General features: G+C 39.3%; 20 protein-coding genes. 18 read left to right on the top strand and 2 right to left on the bottom strand.

Annotated elements, in window-relative coordinates; genetic code table 11:
* The first annotated feature begins 131 nt into the window (after window positions 1-131).
* The 3 genes from BN6559_RS06795 (at window position 132) to BN6559_RS06785 (ending at window position 1,817) form a co-directional block, all read left to right on the top strand.
* Window positions 132-329, top strand: a complete 198-nt coding sequence (locus BN6559_RS06795) for a hypothetical protein (RefSeq protein WP_110954013.1) — start codon at window positions 132-134, stop codon at window positions 327-329.
* 16 nt (window positions 330-345) lie between these two features.
* Window positions 346-678, top strand: a complete 333-nt coding sequence (locus BN6559_RS06790) for a spore coat protein (RefSeq protein ID WP_199883811.1) — start codon at window positions 346-348, stop codon at window positions 676-678.
* A gap of 707 nt (window positions 679-1,385) precedes the next feature.
* On the top strand, window positions 1,386-1,817 hold the full coding sequence (locus BN6559_RS06785; protein ID WP_110954012.1) for a transcriptional regulator PerR: 432 nt from the start codon (window positions 1,386-1,388) through the stop codon (window positions 1,815-1,817).
* Window positions 1,818-1,872: 55 nt separating this feature from the next.
* Here the strand turns inward: BN6559_RS06785 and BN6559_RS06780 are convergent, their stop codons facing one another.
* On the bottom strand, window positions 1,873-2,058 hold the full coding sequence (locus BN6559_RS06780) for a hypothetical protein (RefSeq protein ID WP_199883810.1): 186 nt from the start codon (window positions 2,056-2,058) through the stop codon (window positions 1,873-1,875).
* A 197-nt stretch (window positions 2,059-2,255) separates the two neighbouring features.
* Between BN6559_RS06780 and BN6559_RS06775 the strand changes: the two genes are divergently transcribed.
* From BN6559_RS06775 to BN6559_RS06745, 7 genes are all read left to right on the top strand, one after another.
* Window positions 2,256-3,611 (top strand): phosphomannomutase/phosphoglucomutase, encoded by a 1,356-nt coding sequence (locus BN6559_RS06775; RefSeq protein WP_110954010.1) that lies wholly within the window; start codon window positions 2,256-2,258, stop codon window positions 3,609-3,611.
* Between the two features lie 3 nt (window positions 3,612-3,614).
* The gene (locus BN6559_RS06770; protein WP_110956303.1) at window positions 3,615-4,373 is read left to right on the top strand and encodes an MBL fold metallo-hydrolase; all 759 of its coding nucleotides are present in this window, start codon (window positions 3,615-3,617) and stop codon (window positions 4,371-4,373) included.
* Between the two features lie 68 nt (window positions 4,374-4,441).
* A complete protein-coding gene (locus BN6559_RS06765; protein ID WP_110954009.1) occupies window positions 4,442-5,554 on the top strand; it encodes a S1C family serine protease in 1,113 nt (370 codons plus the stop codon).
* On the top strand, window positions 5,554-6,033 hold the full coding sequence (gene rlmH / locus BN6559_RS06760) for a 23S rRNA (pseudouridine(1915)-N(3))-methyltransferase RlmH (RefSeq protein WP_110954008.1): 480 nt from the start codon (window positions 5,554-5,556) through the stop codon (window positions 6,031-6,033). Before BN6559_RS06765 ends, rlmH begins: the two co-directional genes overlap by 1 nt.
* A 111-nt stretch (window positions 6,034-6,144) precedes the next feature.
* Window positions 6,145-6,441 (top strand): DUF3892 domain-containing protein, encoded by a 297-nt coding sequence (locus BN6559_RS06755; RefSeq protein WP_110954007.1) that lies wholly within the window; start codon window positions 6,145-6,147, stop codon window positions 6,439-6,441.
* A 263-nt stretch (window positions 6,442-6,704) separates the two neighbouring features.
* Window positions 6,705-7,307, top strand: coding sequence for a DsbA family oxidoreductase (locus tag BN6559_RS06750; protein WP_110954006.1), 603 nt, complete (start codon window positions 6,705-6,707; stop codon window positions 7,305-7,307).
* A 333-nt stretch (window positions 7,308-7,640) separates the two neighbouring features.
* Window positions 7,641-8,066 (top strand): YbaN family protein, encoded by a 426-nt coding sequence (locus BN6559_RS06745; protein WP_110954005.1) that lies wholly within the window; start codon window positions 7,641-7,643, stop codon window positions 8,064-8,066.
* Between the two features lie 362 nt (window positions 8,067-8,428).
* On the opposite strand, the gene BN6559_RS06740 is transcribed toward BN6559_RS06745, so the two are convergent.
* On the bottom strand, window positions 8,429-8,824 hold the full coding sequence (locus tag BN6559_RS06740) for a pyridoxamine 5'-phosphate oxidase family protein (RefSeq protein WP_110954004.1): 396 nt from the start codon (window positions 8,822-8,824) through the stop codon (window positions 8,429-8,431).
* A gap of 126 nt (window positions 8,825-8,950) precedes the next feature.
* Here BN6559_RS06740 and BN6559_RS06735 point away from each other — a divergent pair, with 126 nt between their 5' ends.
* From BN6559_RS06735 to glpK, 8 genes are all read left to right on the top strand, one after another.
* Window positions 8,951-9,295, top strand: coding sequence for a winged helix-turn-helix transcriptional regulator (locus BN6559_RS06735; protein WP_110954003.1), 345 nt, complete (start codon window positions 8,951-8,953; stop codon window positions 9,293-9,295).
* A gap of 127 nt (window positions 9,296-9,422) precedes the next feature.
* Complete coding sequence (locus BN6559_RS06730) at window positions 9,423-11,243, top strand: urease accessory protein UreH domain-containing protein (RefSeq protein ID WP_199883807.1); 1,821 nt, start codon at window positions 9,423-9,425, stop codon at window positions 11,241-11,243.
* A 348-nt stretch (window positions 11,244-11,591) separates the two neighbouring features.
* Window positions 11,592-11,993, top strand: a complete 402-nt coding sequence (gene rbsD / locus BN6559_RS06725) for a D-ribose pyranase (RefSeq protein ID WP_110954002.1) — start codon at window positions 11,592-11,594, stop codon at window positions 11,991-11,993.
* Window positions 11,994-12,405: 412 nt separating this feature from the next.
* Complete coding sequence (locus tag BN6559_RS06720) at window positions 12,406-13,437, top strand: LacI family DNA-binding transcriptional regulator (protein ID WP_110954001.1); 1,032 nt, start codon at window positions 12,406-12,408, stop codon at window positions 13,435-13,437.
* Window positions 13,438-13,847: 410 nt separating this feature from the next.
* Window positions 13,848-15,251, top strand: coding sequence for an L-fucose/L-arabinose isomerase family protein (locus BN6559_RS06715; RefSeq protein WP_110954000.1), 1,404 nt, complete (start codon window positions 13,848-13,850; stop codon window positions 15,249-15,251).
* 1 nt (window position 15,252) lies between these two features.
* Window positions 15,253-16,071, top strand: a complete 819-nt coding sequence (locus BN6559_RS06710; RefSeq protein WP_110953999.1) for a transketolase — start codon at window positions 15,253-15,255, stop codon at window positions 16,069-16,071.
* Window positions 16,064-16,993: a transketolase family protein gene (locus BN6559_RS06705; protein ID WP_110953998.1), complete on the top strand. Its 930-nt coding sequence runs from the start codon at window positions 16,064-16,066 to the stop codon at window positions 16,991-16,993. The genes BN6559_RS06710 and BN6559_RS06705 overlap by 8 nt, the downstream gene beginning before the upstream one ends.
* A gap of 41 nt (window positions 16,994-17,034) precedes the next feature.
* Window positions 17,035-18,531 carry a glycerol kinase GlpK gene (gene glpK, locus BN6559_RS06700; RefSeq protein ID WP_110953997.1) on the top strand — a complete coding sequence of 499 codons (1,497 nt, stop codon included), beginning with the start codon at window positions 17,035-17,037 and terminating at the stop codon, window positions 18,529-18,531.
* Window positions 18,532-18,534: the final 3 nt, after the last annotated feature.

Genomic DNA, 18,534 nt, shown 5'->3' with positions numbered 1-18,534 from the left:
AGATCGGGCGCGGGGCAGAGACTCTAGCAAGTAAGAAGCTGCAAAATTTTTGGAGTTTTATCTTATTATGATGTATGTTTCCTTTTTAAGTAACGCAAACTAAATGCGTAAGTTCGAAAGGAGGCTGGAATATGTTAACAGAAAAAGAACTGATGTTACTTACAGATTATTTAGGTCAGGCACAAAGTACATCGGAAAGTATGAACAATCTTGCAAATACTTTGCAAGACGCGCAAACGAAACAATTGTTTCAACAAATCTCTAGGAAGAACAATGAAAATGCGCAAACCTTAAGCAAACATTTAAATGCTGGACAAAATATGCAATAAGGAAGAGGTGAACTGAATGGTACAACAAAATAATAATAGTCAAATGCAAACCAATAGTGGTCAAATGAACGGACAAGCACAACAATTTTCAGAACAAAATGTGTTACAAATTGCTCTAAATGATACAAAATTAATGGCAGCATCGCTAAATAGTTATATTTTAGAGTCTTCTGATGACCAACTAAGACGTGATTACATGACCGTCCTTGGTGATGTCTATAGTGAACAAAAGCAGATTTTTGACATTATGGAACAAAAAGGATACTATCAAACGCAGCAGGCAACTCCACAAGCCGTTAACCAAGCAAAACAAAAGTTTATGTCAAGTGCAAACGGTGGTCAAAATTAATCATCCTATTTAACTATGGACAGATAGGCAGCGGGTCGGCGATAAGCACCCATCTGCGTCGTTGCATGAAGGTGCTGTTCGTCGACGTACGCCAGTACGACTCCTTCACATCCCCTTCATGCGCCTAGCATCTGAGCACTTCTCGCCAACCGGCAGCCTATCTTCGTACTAGTTTATACGTGGAACGTATTTTAGTAGGAGGTATTCACTTTGTGAATACCTCCTACTTTGTTTACAGTCTGACTGCTGCATTTGAATGCGGCAGTTTTTTCGTTCCCCGGCCTTTTCCGGAAAAATACGTTCCGAAGGATGAAAAATGACCGACTTACGTTAAGAAATTCGCTTGTCTGAACGAAGTGAGTTTGCGAATTTTAGTAAGTCGGTCATTTTTCAAGTATTTTGGAGGCTTTAGGCCTAGACTTTCTGTTTATTTTGTGTCAATGACAAAAGAAAGACATTGAATTTAAGGGTGCATTAAGATTTATATAGATAAAATTTTAGTGCGAACAGCCTCCTCAAATTTATGTGAATTTTTTAAATTTATTGTACTTATATTGACAAATACTAGATAGTTGAGTATCATGATTACATGAGATGACTATTTAATAATATTTATTTCTTAAATGATATTTTCTTTAAAAAAGATTTCCTGCAACGGTTCTTGAAAATATGGAGAGTTTCATAAATATTTTTAAGGTGGTGTAAATATGGACGATCAAAAAATAACTTCATTATTACGGGAAAAGGGGTTTAAAGTTACACCGCAGCGTTTGGCTATTTATAGTGTGTTGTACAATACGACAGAGCATCCAAGTGCGGAAACAATTTTCAATCAGCTTCAACCGCATTATCCTACGATGAGTTTAGCAACTGTGTACAAAACGATTGAGATTCTAAGAGAAATCGGTTTGGTGCAAGTGCTCAATGTTGGAGAAGATAGCTTCCGCTATGATGCGAATACGAAAAATCATCCTCATATACGTTGCACAGTTTGTAAACGTGTAGATGATATCTATGATGTTGAGTTGAGCGAATTTGTGAACAAAATAGCTGAAAAAACTGCGTATCAGTTAACTGGCCAACAATTCTATTTTTATGGAATTTGCCCGAGCTGTCAATCAAAACAAACAAAGCATTGATAAAAGTAAAAAAATCGTGAACGAGTAGCTAAAAGCTATACGATCACGATTTTTTTTATTCTTCTTCAGGTTCGCGGATTTTTTGATTAATTGCTTCTAAGGTGTCGATGATATGTTTATTCTGTGCAATGATGATGTCTTGGTTTCGTTGATAGATGCGAAAGGCTTCTTGCAGAGAAACTTTACCGTCTGCTATTTCGTGCATGATGTTTTTCCCTATTTTTTCTATACTGGCCATCATAAACCTCCTTTTATTAAAAACAACACTAAGTCTTTTTAAGTGTAGTTGAGGGTGCATAGCAACACATCCTTGCGGGTTTTACTTTACTATATTTTATGAAGATAAAGAAAAATGGTTACATTAATATAAATACTTGTATTGTTTTTCTTTCAAAGGTAAAATAAAGATTGATATTTTAATGTTAAGAGGAGATTAAAATGAGCTTATTTAAAGCATGTGATATTAGAGGTGTGGCTGAAACTGAATTGACAGATGAAATTGTACAAGGGATTGCAAAAGCAATCGGTGCAAAATTAACGAGAAAAAAAGTCGTTGTTGGAGGCGATTTTCGTCTATCAACGAAGCGGCTGAAAACGATTCTATGTGATGAGCTTGTATTATCAGGCTGTGATGTAGTAGATATTGGCAATGTAGCAACTCCAATGTTTTATTATGCTCTGAAAGTAAGTGGTGCTGAGGGCGGAATTATGGTTACTGCTTCTCATAATCCACCGGAATATAATGGGTTTAAACTCGTGCTGGGGAATATGCCGGTTCGCGAGGAGGATATTCAGGAAATTGCAGATCTCGTAGAACAAAATATACAGATTAGAGCAAAAGGTTCAGTAACAGAACGTAATATTTGCGAAGATTATATCAAATATACAGCGAATAAAGCCAAGCGAGGTAAATTAAAGGTTGTGATCGATGCGGGAAATGGTGCAGTGTCGGATTTTGCACCGGCGTTATATCGCGCTTGTGGTTATGAAGTAGTAGAACTTTTTTGTGAAACGGATGGAACTTTCCCGAATCGTCCGCCGAATCCTGCGTATCCGCAGAATCTGCAAAAACTTGGAGCCAAGGTAAAAGAAGTTGGAGCGGATTTGGGAATTGGTTTTGACGGAGATGGGGATCGTGCTGGATTTGTGGATGAAAATGGTCGTGCGGTCGATAATGATGATATTTTGGTTTTATTGTCACGAAATTATCTTGAGAATAAACCGGGTACGATTATTTACGATGCAAAATGTTCCATGGTTGTGCCAGAACAAATTACAAAGGCTGGTGGTCAGCCGATTATGGCGAGAGCCGGACATACGTTTTGCAAGCGTAAGTTTATCGATGAGGACGCTTTATTTGCTGGTGAAATCAGCGGGCATTTCTTTTTTTGCGAACTGGGTTACGACGATGGGATGTTTGCCGGTTTAAAGATGTGTGAATACATAGAGAGAAATGGAAAGTTATCTACATTGATTGATGCTATACCAAATTATATTTTAACGAGTGAAGCACGTGTAAGATATTTGCCAAATGATAAAGAAAGTGTGCTTACGGCTGTGGCGGATCATTTATCTGCTTATAAAGTGAATCGCATTGATGGTGTTCGCTTAGAATTTGAAGATGGCTGGGGGATGATACGTTCTTCGGTTACTGAGCCGATTTTTACTTTACGGTTTGAGGCGAGGATACAAAAACGTCTTCTTGAAATTCAGCAAATTTTACTTCAAGCTTTACCGAAAACGATTCAAGACGATGTTGCAAAAGAAGTTGCAAAGATGAATGGAGATCTATAAGTGATGCAAGTGCATGTTTTAGCAAGTGGCAGCAAGGGAAATTCCACGTATATACAAATTGGCGATACAAAAATATTGGTTGATGCAGGAATTAGTGCACGAAGGATAAAAACGAGTTTAGCGAGTATTGGCGTCGCAATTGAAGAATTAAACGGCATATTAATTACGCACGAACATAGGGATCATATCAGTGGTTTGCCGACATTGACGAAGAAGTATCAATTACCCATCTATACACGTGCGGATACGTTTCAGTCGATGTATTGCCGGAGTTTGCTTTCCGATGCATGCTGCAATGCAATTGGCGATAAAATAGGCATAGGCGAATTGAAAATTGAATGCTTCAATATCCCGCATGATGCGGCAGATCCAATTGGGTTTAATATTTTCGGTAAAGATATAAAATGCACGTTTGCAACGGATTTGGGGTTTGTCACCAGCAGTGTGCAGAAAGCGCTGGATCATTCTGATATCTTGATTCTTGAGGCGAACCATGATGTTGAGCTCCTCAGAAATGGTGCTTATCCGAGTTACTTAAAGCAGCGGATTTTGAGTAATCGAGGGCATTTGTCGAATGCAGATGCAGCGTGGGCTTTGGTTAGAATGAAGAAACAAAAGCATATGAAGGTTTTTTTAGCACATCTTAGTGAAGAAAATAATCGACCGAATATTGCATGGGAAACAGTGCAAAAGATTATCAGTGCGCAAGGAGAAGCGCTAGATATTCGCTTGGCAAGCCAAAATGAGGTTGTAAGTCTATAGCAAGGATGGTTTGGGTTATTCTACAAATTAAAATATTAGAAAGCGGAATATTAGGAGGTTAGTTTATTATGGAAAAGTATTATAAAAAATTAACGCCATATCTATTTGTAGTTGTATTTGTTGGAATTGTTGGTGGGGTATTGTTTTCTGGCTGTACAAATTTTGCCGGAGAAGATGTTAAATCAAAAGTGCAAGCACAGCCAAATCTACAAGTTCCGACGAGCACGAATATTTCAGATGCAAGAAATACACCCGTTGTGAGAGTTGCGCAAGCCGTTGGTCCTGCTGTTGTCGGAATCACCAATAAAGCGACAGCAAGGGATTGGTTCAATAATAAAGTAACGGTTGAGCAGGGCTCCGGTTCGGGCGTTATTATTGATGCCAATGGATATATTGTAACAAATAATCATGTAATTCAAGGTGCAGAAGAAATTGTGGTATCGCTTTCTGATGGCAGAACTTTAAATGGGAAAGTTCTTGGTTCTGATCCGGCAACCGATTTGGCAGTTGTAAAAGTAGATGGAAAGGATTTACCGTTCGCGACACTTGGTAATTCTGATGAAATTCTGGTTGGTGAGCCGGCAATTGCAATCGGTAACCCATTGGGACTTGAATTTAAAGGAAGTGTAACGACGGGCGTCATTAGTGCCCTGAATCGTTCTATCGAAATTGGTGAACGGCGGTTTAAATTAATTCAGACCGATGCGGCAATCAATCCAGGTAATTCGGGTGGGGCTTTGGTGAATGCGGATGGTATGGTGATTGGCATTAACAGTGCAAAAATTGCTGTACAAGGTGTAGAGGGGATTGGTCTTGCAATTCCGTCGAATACAGTTCGTCCGATTGTTCAGGCAATTATTGAACAAGGAAGAGTGGTTCGTCCTTATTTAGGAGTTGGTGCATTTGATAAAGAAACAGCGGCAAGACAAGGCTATCAGTTAAATATTGATGCGGGTGTTTATATTGCCAATGTCAGCAAAGGTGGTCCAGCGGCTAAAGCTGGGATCAAAAAGGGCGATATTATTTTACAAATCAATGGTGAAGCAACGAATAGTGTTGTAGATTTGCGTACCATCATTGCCAATTATGAGGTTGGCAAAACGGTTCAGGTAGAAATAAATCGTGATGGCAGTAAAACAACCGTAGATGTAAATTTAGAGGAGATGCCAGCAAACGAATAATGAAAATTACAATTGTAGCTGTAGGTAAAATTAAAGAAAAATATTTGACTGCGGGAATTCAAGAGTTTTTAAAACGCTTAACACCGTTTGCCAAATTGAATATTATTGAAATTGATGAAGAAAAAATGCCAGAGAATCCATCGGAAGCTGAAAAACAAAAGACGCTCATCAAAGAAGGTGAGCGTCTTTTAAAAGCCGTACCAGAAGGGAGCCATCTCATTGTACTCGATGTTTACGGTAAAAACATTTCCTCAGAAGATTTAGCCGACAACATTGCCGGTCTAGGTCTCCAGGGACAAAGTCATATCACCTTTCTTATCGGTGGTGCTTTTGGCCTTTCCGCAGAAGTTCGCAAAGCTGCCAAAGAGAAATTGTCTTTCTCTAAGATGACGTTTACGCATCAGATGGTGAGACTTTTGTTGGTGGAACAAGTCTATAGAGCATTTAAGATTAATCGGGGTGAGAAGTATCACTGGTAAACGAACAAGTCAATCTTCAAAATTGAATACGGAGAGGATAGAATCCTTTTTTGTTGGGAAACTATTTTTGAACGGTTTTCATTATTGAGTTAGAATTGGAGGTTGATGTTTATGGTAGATATAAAAAATGACTTCTCAAAGCTGCCGATGATGGCATTGCAGGATATACCGCAGCCTAATGCGGATGCTAAGCAGATTGTAGCGCTGGTAAAGGAAGACGGGCTAGTGACTGGCTATCAATTGTCGGATGGGCGTGTCTTAAGCAAAGATGAAGGGGTCCAATTAGCTAAACAGGGAGGTATTCAGGGAGTCGGCGTTGCTGTAAGAAATGGGACTGAGTATCTAAAATCTCTGCCGGATGAAAATGAAGGGAATAATTTAAATAATTTACCCTCTGTAACACAATGACGCAAAGGCAATGATATGAGCAGGAACAAAAGAACATCTTAGGCGTAATATTTCTTATCCTGAGGCTAAAAAAAGCACTCGTTCCATGAATCGGTGGAACGAGTTTTTTACATAAAAGAAACTGATATGGTATAATAAACACAACGCAGATATATTAAGAGTTATACGATATTACCAACCTTTATGTAGGTTGGTAATTAAAACTCAAAAGTAAATCTTCTAAGCGGATTTTTGCATATCTTAAAAATAGGAGGAATTTAAACATGAAATTGGAAATGTTTTTTGACTACCTATGTCCCTATTGCTATCTGACTTTTCATGAATTTAAAGAAATTCTGCCTGATTACCCAAGACTATCGGTAATTTGGCGGCCATGTGAAGTCCGACCTCGACCTGAACTTAGAGCAACTGCTTGGGAAGGCGCCCCCAAATGGCTAACAGAGTTGAAGCCTAGAATCGATCAGGCGGGATTGTTGCCTATAAACCGTCCGTTTTCTTCGGGTAATTACAGTGATATGGCTATCCAAGGGCTGTTATGTCTGGAAGAGCAAGGGGCGGATATTATGCGCTACAATGCTGCAGTTTTCGCTGCTGTCTTTTCCAAAGGGATGGACATTGAAAATCTGGAAGTACTTTGCGATTGTGCCGCGGATGCTGGGGGAAATATAGATGCATTCCGCCAGGCCATAATTTCGGAAACCTACAAGAAAAAACAGCTGGAACTGAACCAATATGCATGGAGAGAAAATGCATTGGATTCTGTACCTTCTTTCCGTCTGGGAGACGCTCGTCTAAATGCTGTTTACAGTGTCGGTGTTTTAAAGTCTCAGCTTGCGAATTTTTTGGATCGGCATGTTAGTCGGTAACGATGCAAAGCGCTAGTAAAGCAATAAATCAATCTTAATCTTTAAAATAATATTTAGCACGCTAGCCCCCTGTCTATAGGGGGCACTTCATTTTACAATGGGGTTGATAAGTTAGATGTCTTTGTCAATAACGATAAGGGTTAACTCATACGGAAATTTGTTCAAAAGATATAAAAATAATAAAGAATCATCAATTAGCGAATTGACAATGATAATTATTATCGACTATAGTTAAGAGTAGAAGTTTATTTTGTTGTCGTAAGTGTTTTTAATACGAATTCCTTACGATAAATGAATTTCAAGTATTTATTTAAATCGTGAGGTTCTTTTCTTATGCAAACCGGACAAACTATAAAGAAATATATCTTCATTGTATGTGGCTGTTTATCAATCTTGCTAGGAATTTTCGGTATTTTTCTTCCGTTGTTGCCGACAACGCCATTTTTGTTGCTGGCTGCGTATTTTTTTACGCGTAGTTCCAAACGGCTGCATAGTTGGTTGATTCACCATAAGACATTTGGTCAATATATTTATCAATATGAAACCTATAGAGCGATGGATCGGAAGACGAAATTGGTGGCAGTGGGGTCTATGTGGGTTTCGCTTTTTATATCGATGATTTTGGTGTCTAATTTTTATATAAGACTGTTATTGGTGGTTATTGGGATTGGAGTAAGCTTGTATATTCGTTCATTGCGTACCTTGGAAAGGCAGACGGAACTTTTGGATGTGGATGCCAATAGGAAGGAAAAAGAATGAACTTGTATCAGAAAAGCAGCAGCCAGCGTGTAGACAAACTATGGACAGATAGGCAGCGGGTCGGTGATAAGCACTCATCTGCGTCGTTACAGCAAGATGCTGCTCGCCCTAGTACAGAAGTACGACTCCTTCACAACCTCTTACTGTGCCTAGCATCTGAGTACTTCTCACCAACCGGCAACCTATCTTTGTACTAGTTTATAAGTGATACGAAGATAGGTTGTTGGTTGCTGGTATAAATACATTTATTTGTCTACAATCAGACAGCAGCTTATCAGACGGATAAGCTGCTGTTTTTAACTATAGGATTTAGTTTCTTGTTCTGTTTTATGTGCTTTAAATGAATTGGTAGACAACTGATTTTATGAAAGATGAATCGTTTTGCTTTCACCGCTCATTGAAGAAAAGTTTGCAACGGCGTTGTCAATATAAAAAATTTCACATAGATTATCATCTACAGAATACATTTGCTTTAACATTGGCATAACTTCTAACGCCTCTGCTTTTGCTTCTCTCGTAGTGCAAAATACTGCTTGACCGCTTAATCGTAACCATTTTCCACCTTGTGATGCGCAGATTTCAATGTTTGGATTCGCCATCAGTTGACGATAAAAAGGTTTTTGATTGCTTGTACCGAAACAGAGTTTTCCTTGATATTCCATTACAAAGCTAAATGGACGGACTTTTGGTTCAGTTTCATCTACGGTAGCAACAAAGAAAATTCCGCAATCTTGAAGAAATTTAAAAACTTCATGCATGGTATAACCTCCAATATAGAATTATTGTATTTGTTACAGTATAATTATAATTGTTAGAAATAATACAGCAAGTATGCAGATTATTGTTTCTAAGTAAGTTTTTTGTGAGTAATAGGAGATGTTTGCATGAAAAATACAATTACTTTTTCGATAAACGATGATATATGCCCTGTAGGATTTGCATTGAAAATTATAGAAGGAAAATGGAAATTACCAATTATTTGGGTGCTTTGTCAAAATGGGACACTGAGATACAACGAATTAAAAAGAAGCATTATAGGAATTACCAATATGATGTTGACAAGCTCGCTTAAAGAACTTGAGGAGAATGGTTTGGTGCATCGAGCGCAGTATAATGAAATACCGCCGCGTGTGGAATATTCCTTAACGGAGAGTGGGAAACAGCTACTGCCTGTACTTGATGAATTTGCAAAATGGGGCAAAATGTTGATGCAATTAAATTTGAAATAGATTGTTTATTCATGTTTTTATTATGATGATGAATTAAAATCTCAGAATTATCCAAAATTCATGAGTTCTTCACATTTGCCTGCTATACTATTTGATATATTTTGTTAAAAATATAGATGGGCGGGGAGTGATTATCATTCGTGAGAAGAGACAGATTATAGACGTTGATGGGATGACTTGTCATTCTTGTGAGACTCGAATTGAAAAGGCTTTGCTTGCAGTTCCGGGAGTTTTAGAAGCGTCGGCCAATTTTTGCGAGAATCAGGTTTGTGTAACTTATAATACGCAGGAATGTCGTCAAGAAGATCTTATACAGGCAATTGAAGCAGCTGGATATACCATTGGCAGCAAGCAGAATAAATTTTTTTCGGCTTTGAAGATGTTAGGTATAGCGGGTGTTTTTTTTGCTGTTTTGTTTTTAGGAGAGTACACGGGCAGTTTTGATATGAGTTCAAAGTTGCAGGGAAGTGTAACTTACATAACGTTGTTCTTGATTGGGCTCTTTACTTCGTTACATTGCGTGGGGATGTGCGGCGGTATTATGCTTTCACAAAGTGTGAAGGAGGATACGACGAAAAAGGGGACTTTTTTTGCTGCAAGTGCATACAATGCCGGACGTGTGTTGGGATATACGGTATTGGGCGGTATTGTTGGGGCGATTGGTTCGGCTTTGTCCGTATCGATTGAGTTCATGGCGGCAATGGCCGTGATCGCTGGGCTGTTTATGGTGTGTATGGGGATGAATATCGCAGGGGTGAATGTATTTAGAAAATATATCAAGTTGCCTGCTGTTCCGTTGCGCAGTCGTCTGCTCAAACGGGCTGATACGCCTTTTCTGGTGGGTGTGATCAATGGTTTGATGCCGTGCGGTCCGCTGCAGACCATGCAATTGTATGCCTTAGCATCAGGAAGTGCCTTCAATGGTGCAATCGCAATGTTGATTTTTGCTCTGGGAACTTTGCCGTTGATGCTTTCTTTTGGTGCTGTTTCTGGTTGGCTTGCGCAAGGTGCGACCAAACGATTGATGAAGTTCAGCGGTGTATTTGTGATCGTCTTGGGATTGATCATGACAAATCGTGGGCTGGCTTTAGCGGGTGTTGATGTGTCTTTATTTAACAGACTGGGAAGCAGCGATGTCAAGGCAGGCATGGTTGTGAAAGCCGAAATGCAAGAAGGGTATCAAGTCATAAAAATGACCGCTGACAATCGAGGGTATACGCCGAACGTATTATATGTACAAAAAGGTGTGCCAGTGAAATGGATCATCAATGGTGAACAAATTAACTCTTGTAATAATCAAATTATACTTCCTGCACTGAATCTTAAACGGAAATTAACAGCTGGTGAAAATGTAATAGAATTTACACCGCAGGATCAAGATTTAAATTTTAGCTGTTGGATGGGCATGATCAAGGGGCTTATCAGAGTTGTAGATGATGTAAATGCGGTCGATGTTTCAAAAGAAAATATAAATATCCCACAAAGCAGTGGCTGCTGTGGTGGCGGTGGTGCAAATAGTTCGTGCTGTAGCACTGAAAAAACAGCGAGTATTTACAATGAGGATATCAATCAAGAGCCAACAGAGCGAATTGTTAAAAAAGCCACTGTGATAGATCAGGCAGCAAGTGTGACTTTTACAGGCAAAGGGGCGGAGTTTGAGCCGCTTATTGTGGTTGTTGAAAAAGCAAAAGCAACACGGGTACTATTTGATTTGAATGCGTTTGATCGTGAAGAAGGAACGTGGGAGATTGTAGATTATCAGCAGAAGCAGGTTGTGAAGAAGTTTATGTTCACACGGAAAAACTATGCATTTGATTTCAATCAACCGACCTCAGGTACTTTTTTGATTTATCAGGATCGCTCATTGAAAGGCGTGATCGAGGTTGTCGACGATTTAGCAGCGGCCGATCCGGAAAAGATACGGGAAAAGTTCTTTAAAAGCAAATAACTCGATTAAGAATGAAAACATTTCTACAAGTATGCTTTAATTACGAATCACCATGATTTAATTAAAATAATTTAAAATTTAATTAAAAATAACTTGAAAAAATTAAAATGTAATATTATAATAAATGTAAGCAAAATTTAAAAATTTTTATATATTACATAAAATTAAAAATATCAAATATTGCGTACGTGCCTTTGATGTCATTTTTGCTTGCGAGTGTATATTGGATGCAATTATCTAGATATTGTTGTATATCGTAATTCCAGTTCTGCAATAAGGTTAAGATAAGTGCGTTACTGTGGTTGGTAAGGTGTTAAACGCAAAAAGCATAAAGAATGGGGTGTTTTTATGAAAAAATCTGGAATTCTAAATGCCCAATTGGCAGGGTATATCGCTGCTCTTGGCCATAATGATATTTTCATGATTGGAGATGGTGGGATGCCCGTACCAAAGGGTGTACCGGTAGTTGACCTGGCTTTGTGTGGCGGGGTGCCGACATTTAAACAAACTTTAGATGCAGTTCTAGAAGAAGCCGTAATAGAATTTTATACAGTAGCAGAAGAAATAAAGGAAAAAAATAAACCGCTTTTAGCGTACATAAATGATAAAATGCCGAATATAAAACACGAATTCATTGAGCATATTGAATTGAAAGAAAGATCTGCAAAGGTGAAGTTCGCTATTCGTACAGGGGAATTTACGCCGTATCCTAATATTATTTTACGTGCAGGTGTGGCTTTCGTTGTTTGAGTATTGTTTGAGTATTGTTTGTTAAATGAAGAATTCAATAGGTAATTTTACAGCACTCCCCTTAAAAAGATCGTTGAATCGAACTGCTTTTAGGGGAGGCTTTGTTTATAGGATAAGAGTCAAATGCTTTCGTATTTTGATTGATTTTATTTTTTTTTATGATAGTATTAAAATGTATATAGGTTAAGTATTGTAGTTGAATCGTTTATCAGTTGAACGGAGTAGATGTTTTCTACTTTATCGATATAAATGTTTTGTTTTGTCGACAGTCTGGGACTTTGGAAGCGTTTTCAAAGTCTTTATTTATTTCTATTTATAGAGATTTAACACAAAAATCAGGGCTTGTTTTCAAAGCGCAAGTACTGACTACTTTTATAGATTTAAGACAAAAATAGTTGTGGAGGTGTATTGGATGGCGGATGTTACAATAAAAGATATAGCTGAGCAGCTCGGTATTTCTTCTGCGACGGTTTCATTGGCGTTAAATAATCGACCAGGTGTCAATCCCCAAACGAAGCAAAAGGTCATGGATCTGGTACAGAAGTTAAATTATACAGGTACTGCAGTCAATAAGGTGCATAAAAATAGAGGTGTGCTCAATTTTCTCGTTTATAAACGGTATGGAAAGATCATCGCGGATACACAATTTTTTGCGGAGTTAATAGAGTCTGTTGAGACGGCAGCGCGTGCTTTTGATTATACAATTGCGCTAACTTATTGTAATGGAAAAGATCAACTGGATACGATTCTTAAGCCGGTATTGGCTGCCCAGCCGGAAGGTATTATCATTTTGGGGACGGAAATGACCGAGGAAGATCTGCAGTCTTTTTCAGAGGTAGATATCCCAATCCTTTTATTGGATGGAGATTTATTGGATTGCGCGGTTGACCGTGTTACGATCCATAATGCGGAGGGGATCTGGCAGGCAGTCAAACATCTCCATGCACAAGGACATCGTGAGATTGGCTATTTAAAAAGTTCGTTTTCAATTAAAAATTTTGATCAGCGTTTTTGGGGCTATCGCTATGCGTTGAAAAAGTTGGATCTAAATTATCATAAAGACTATGTCTTTTTCGTGGAACCCACACTGGATGGTGCACTGAATGATATGGAGATTTTGTTAAAAAACAATGTGAAGTTGCCTACAGCATTAATTGCAGACAATGATTTGCTAGCGTTGGGTGCATTAAAGGCGTTTAAACAGAATGGTATACGGGTGCCGGATGATGTATCGTTGATCGGATTTGATGATATACCAATGTGTCTTTTTTTTGAACCGGCATTGACATCGGTTCGTGTATCGACGAGATCATTGGGCTATGCGGCTGTGCAACATATCATTCATCGGATTGATCATGTGGACATGGATGAAGCTTTTAGAAAGATTTCTATCGGGACGACTTTGATGGTACGTGATAGTGTGAAAAAGATATCACACTTGTAAATATATGGACAGATAGGCTGCGGGTCGGTGATAAGCACTCATCTGCGTTGTTGCAGCAAGGTGCTGCTCGTCGACGTACGGAAGTACGACTCCTTCGCAACCCCCTGCTGCGCCTAGCATTTGAGCGCTTTTCACCAACCGGCAACCTATCTTCGTGTTTGTTTATAAGTGGAGTGGATTTGGGTATTTCTAAATCGTTACGAATGTTTTATTTTGTCGGGTTTTAAAATTAAATAGCTGTTATTTGATAAAATATGAGCTTTATCTTGCATAGTCATTGCGAGGTGAAGCTCATATTTTTTATTTATGATTTAATTAAAATTAAATTGACAATTTAAAAATACGATGATAATATTTAATTAAATTTTAAAACATGTTTTAAATTAAAATTAAATTTTGGAGAGATGGATATGGGAAAGATTAAATTGGGTTTTGCGCCTACCAGACGATCGATATTTAGTGCTCCGGATGCAATTCGTTATCGGAATTTGACGGCAAAAAGACTCGAGGAATTGGGCATTGAGTTTGTTGATATTTCCGATATAAACGAAGAGGGATTATTGTACGATGATGCCGACCGAATTAAAATAAGCGAAAAATTCAGAAAACAAGAAATAGATGGACTATTTTTGCCGCATTGTAACTTTGGTACAGAGTATGAATGTGCGAGATTAGCAAAGGAGCTTAATGTTCCTGTTTTATTGTGGGGGCCTTTGGATGAAAGACCTGATGAGAATGGCGTGAGGCTTAGAGACAGCCAATGTGGTCTTTTTGCGACAGGTAAGGTATTGCGCAGGTTTAGAGTAATGTTTACCTATTTAACGAATTGTCGTTTGGAAGATCCGGTGTTTGAGAGAGGCATCAGAGATTTCTTGGCGGTGTGCAATGTAGTAAAAACTTTTAGGAATACGCGTATTTTACAGATTTCTACAAGACCTTTTGATTTTTGGTCGACGATGTGTAATGAGGGAGAATTGTTGGAGAAATTCAATATCCAGCTTTCACCGATTCCTTTAGTTGAGTTGACGGCGGCGATGGAAGACGTCAGAAAAAATGATCAGAAAAAAGTTGCTGAAACTGTAGCGTATATGAAAACGCATATGGAAATTTGTATCAAAGCAGATGAAGTAGAGAAAGTTGCCGAGCTGAAGGTTGCAATGCGGAATCTAATTGATCAATATGGCTGTAATGCGGCAGCAATTCAATGCTGGAATGCATTGCAACAAGAAATTGGCATTATGCCTTGTGCTGCCAATGCATTAATCAATGAGGAAGGCATTCCTGTTGTTTGTGAAACAGACATTCATGGTGCGATTACAGCGTTACTCGTGGAGGCTGCCGGCATGCATGAGACGAGATCCTTTTTTGCCGATTGGACGATTCGTCATCCGGATATTGAAAATGGTGAATTGTTGCAGCATTGCGGACCGTGGCCAATTTCTCTGGCAAAAGAGAAAGCGAAACTTACATATCCTTTAGCCTTTGAGCATCCGGGCAGCATTACAGCTGAGGCTAGACATGGGGAACTTACGTTATGTAGATTTGACGGAGATAATGGGGAATATTCGATGCTTTTGGGCAATGCAAAAGGTGTCGACGGACCAAAATGTATGGGAACGTATTTGTGGATTGAAGTTGAGAATATCAAACGGTTGGAAGAAAAAAATGTCACTGGGCCGTATATCCATCATTGCGTTGGTATCCATAAAAATGTGGTGCCGATCTTATATGAAGCATGTAAATATATAGGGATTCAACCGGACTTATATGATCCAATAGAGGAAGATGTGAAAGCATATTTGAGAGGTGAATGATATGAATTTGAAAGTAAAAGCATGTGATATCAGAAAAGATATTGTAACCTTGATCCATAGGGCGAAAACAGGTCATATTGGCGGAGACATGAGTGTAACGGATATCTTAGTAAATTTGTATTATAAACAATTGAATTTAAGCCCTGATCGAGTGCAAGACCCTGATCGTGATCGTTTTGTGCTGAGTAAAGGGCATTCGGTAGAATCGTTGTACTGTATTCTTGCAGATCGTGGCTATTTTCCGAAAGAAGATTTGTTGACCTATTCGCAGTTTGGTTCCACTTATATTGGGCATCCAAATAATAAAATCAACGGTATAGAAATGAATACAGGTTCTTTGGGACATGGGCTTTCGGTAGCGGTTGGTATGGCGCTGGCCGGACGAATGGATAAGAGAGCCTATCGTGTTTATGCTGTTATGGGCGATGGGGAAATGGCTGAAGGCTCTGTTTGGGAAGCGATTATGGCAGGCGGTCATTATAAATTAGATCATTTGACGGCTTTTGTGGATCGTAATCGTTTGCAGATTTCGGGGACGACAGAAGAAGTGATGACGCAGGATCGCCAGGAAGAAAGATGGGCAGCTTTTGGCTGGAATGTGCTTTCGATTGCCGGTAATGATATGGATGCGATTGATCATGCGGTGGAATTAGCAAAATCTACAAAAGGAAAACCGACTGTAATTATTGCCAATACGACGAAAGGCTGCGGCGTTTCGTTTATGGAAAATCAGGCAGGTTGGCATCATCGGGTTCCAACAGATGAAGAATATGCACAAGCAATAAAAGAACTGGATCAAAGGAGAGCGGACTATGAATAAAATTGCCAATAAACAAGTCATATGCAATGTGCTGTTAAAAGCATCTGAAACGGATAAAGATATTGTTGTTTTATGTAGTGATTCTAAGGGATCCGGCTCTTTGGCGCCTTTTTCAAAGGAAAGACCGGAGCAGTTTATTGAGGTCGGTATCGCAGAACAAAATCTTGTTTCGATTAGCGCAGGATTGGCTTCCTGCGGGAAAAAAGTTTTTGCTGCTTCTCCAGCTAGCTTTTTGAGCACACGGAGTATGGAACAGGCAAAAGTAGATGTTGCTTATTCTAACACGAATGTAAAATTAATCGGTATCAGCGGTGGAATAAGTTATGGTGCTTTAGGAATGACACACCATTCGGCAAATGATATTGCAACGATGGCTTCTATACCGAATATGCGTGTGTACTTACCAAGTGATCGTTTACAAACGGAAAAGTTGACCGAGGCTTTATTGCGGGATACGGCGCCTGCTTATATCAGAGTAGGTCGTAATGCAGTAGAAGATGTGTATGCCGAGGAACATGTGCCTTTTGTCTTGAATCAGGCGACTACGGTTACTGAAGGGAATGATGTGACGATCATCGCTTGCGGTGAAATGGTGAAAGCGGCGAAAGATGCGGCTGAAATCCTGCAAAGACAAAATATCGGTGTACGTGTTTTAGATATGTATTGTGTCAAACCGCTGGATACGAAAGCCATCATAAAGGCAGCACAGGAAACGAAGGCCATTGTAACGATTGAAGAACATACGCTGTTTGGTGGTCTGGGTTCTATGGTCAGCCAGGTTGTTGCAGAACATGCGCCCGTTAAAGTGGTGAACATGACATTGCCGGATACGCCAGTTATTACAGGTAAGTCGCAAGAAGTGTTTGATCATTACCATTTAAATGCGGCGGGTATTGTAAACACCGTAAAAACCTTGTTGTAAATGATAGGTAAGCTGCAACTTTCTTGTAGGAGTGAATTTAAATGCCAGATAAAAAATATATATTGAGTATTGATCAGAGTACGCAAGGTACCAAAGCTCTTATTTATCATAAAACCGGAAAAATTTTGGCGCGCTGTGATTGCCTGCATAAGCAAATGATTGATGATATGGGCTGGGTGGAGCATGATCCAGATGAAATCTTAAAGAATGTGTATAGCGCAGTTCGACTTGTAGTAGAAAAAGCGCAGATACATCAAGATGAAATTATCGGCGTAGGTATCAGCAATCAAAGAGAAACAGTGATGGCTTGGGATAAAGAGACAGGCAGGCCGGTTTATCCGGCCATTGTCTGGCAATGTGCCCGGGGTAAAAAAATCTGTGAAAGAATCAAAGAGCAGGGGTGGGCGGTGAAAATAAGGAAGGCGACGGGACTTCACCTATCACCATATTTTTCTGCGGCGAAATTGGCTTGGATTATGGAAAATGTGGCAGGCGTAAAAGAAAAATCTGAAAAAGGTGAACTTTGTTGCGGGACGATGGATAGCTGGCTGGTCTATGCATTGACCAGAGGCAAGTCTTTTAAAACCGATTTTTCAAATGCATCCAGAACACAGTTGTTTAATATTACAGATTTATGTTGGGATGAAGAGATCTGTCATATCTTTGGGATTGAAACCTACAACTTGCCAGAAGTATGTGATTCAAATGCTTACTATGGTTCTACGGATTTTGATGGTTACTTATCAACTGCAATTCCGATTCATGCAGTGATGGGGGATTCACATGCGGCGTTGTTTGGACAACATTGCCTTAACGCTGGCGGAATTAAGTCTACGTATGGGACAGGTTCCTCGGTCATGTTAAATACAGGTGGAAAGCAAATTCGCAGTAAGAACGGATTGGTTACATCGATTGCATGGCGCATGAATGGAGAAATCAAATATGTATTGGAAGGCAACATTAATTATACGGGCGCAGTGCTGAGTTGGTTGAAAGATGATTTGGGTCTCATTGCTTCACCAGAGGAAAGTGAAAATTTAGCGAAGGAAGCAAATCCGATTGATAAGACATATTTTGTGCCGGCATTTACCGGACTTGGTGCTCCTTATTGGGATAGCGAAGCGAGGGGAATCATCACGGGAATGAGCAGAGTCACTGGCAGAAAAGAAATTGTCAGAGCTGCACTGGACAGTATTGTTTATCAGATCGCCGATATCGTGAAACTTATGCAAGAGGAAGCAGGCGTAGTGATTCAGTCATTAAGAGTGGACGGCGGACCTACAAAAAATAAATATTTAATGAGTTTTCAGAGCGATATTTTAAATCTGCCGGTAGAAGTGCCGGAAATAGAAGAGCTTTCGGCATCAGGTGTGGCCTACGCTGCAGGTATTGCCTTAGGATTCTATCATATTGATGATATTTTTCAGACAATTCAGAGAAAAACGTATATTCCTAAAATGCAGGAAGAAAAAAGGACAAGCTTATATTTAGGATGGCGCGGTGCTGTAAGACAAACCGTACATTATCATGAAAATTAAAGG

This window comes from Massilibacillus massiliensis, assembly GCF_900086705.1.
GTDB classification, from domain to species: Bacteria; Bacillota; Negativicutes; order FLKF01; family FLKF01; genus Massilibacillus; species Massilibacillus massiliensis.
The sequence above is the reverse complement of the archived record's forward strand: the minus strand, read 5'-3'. Positions and strand labels throughout refer to the sequence as shown.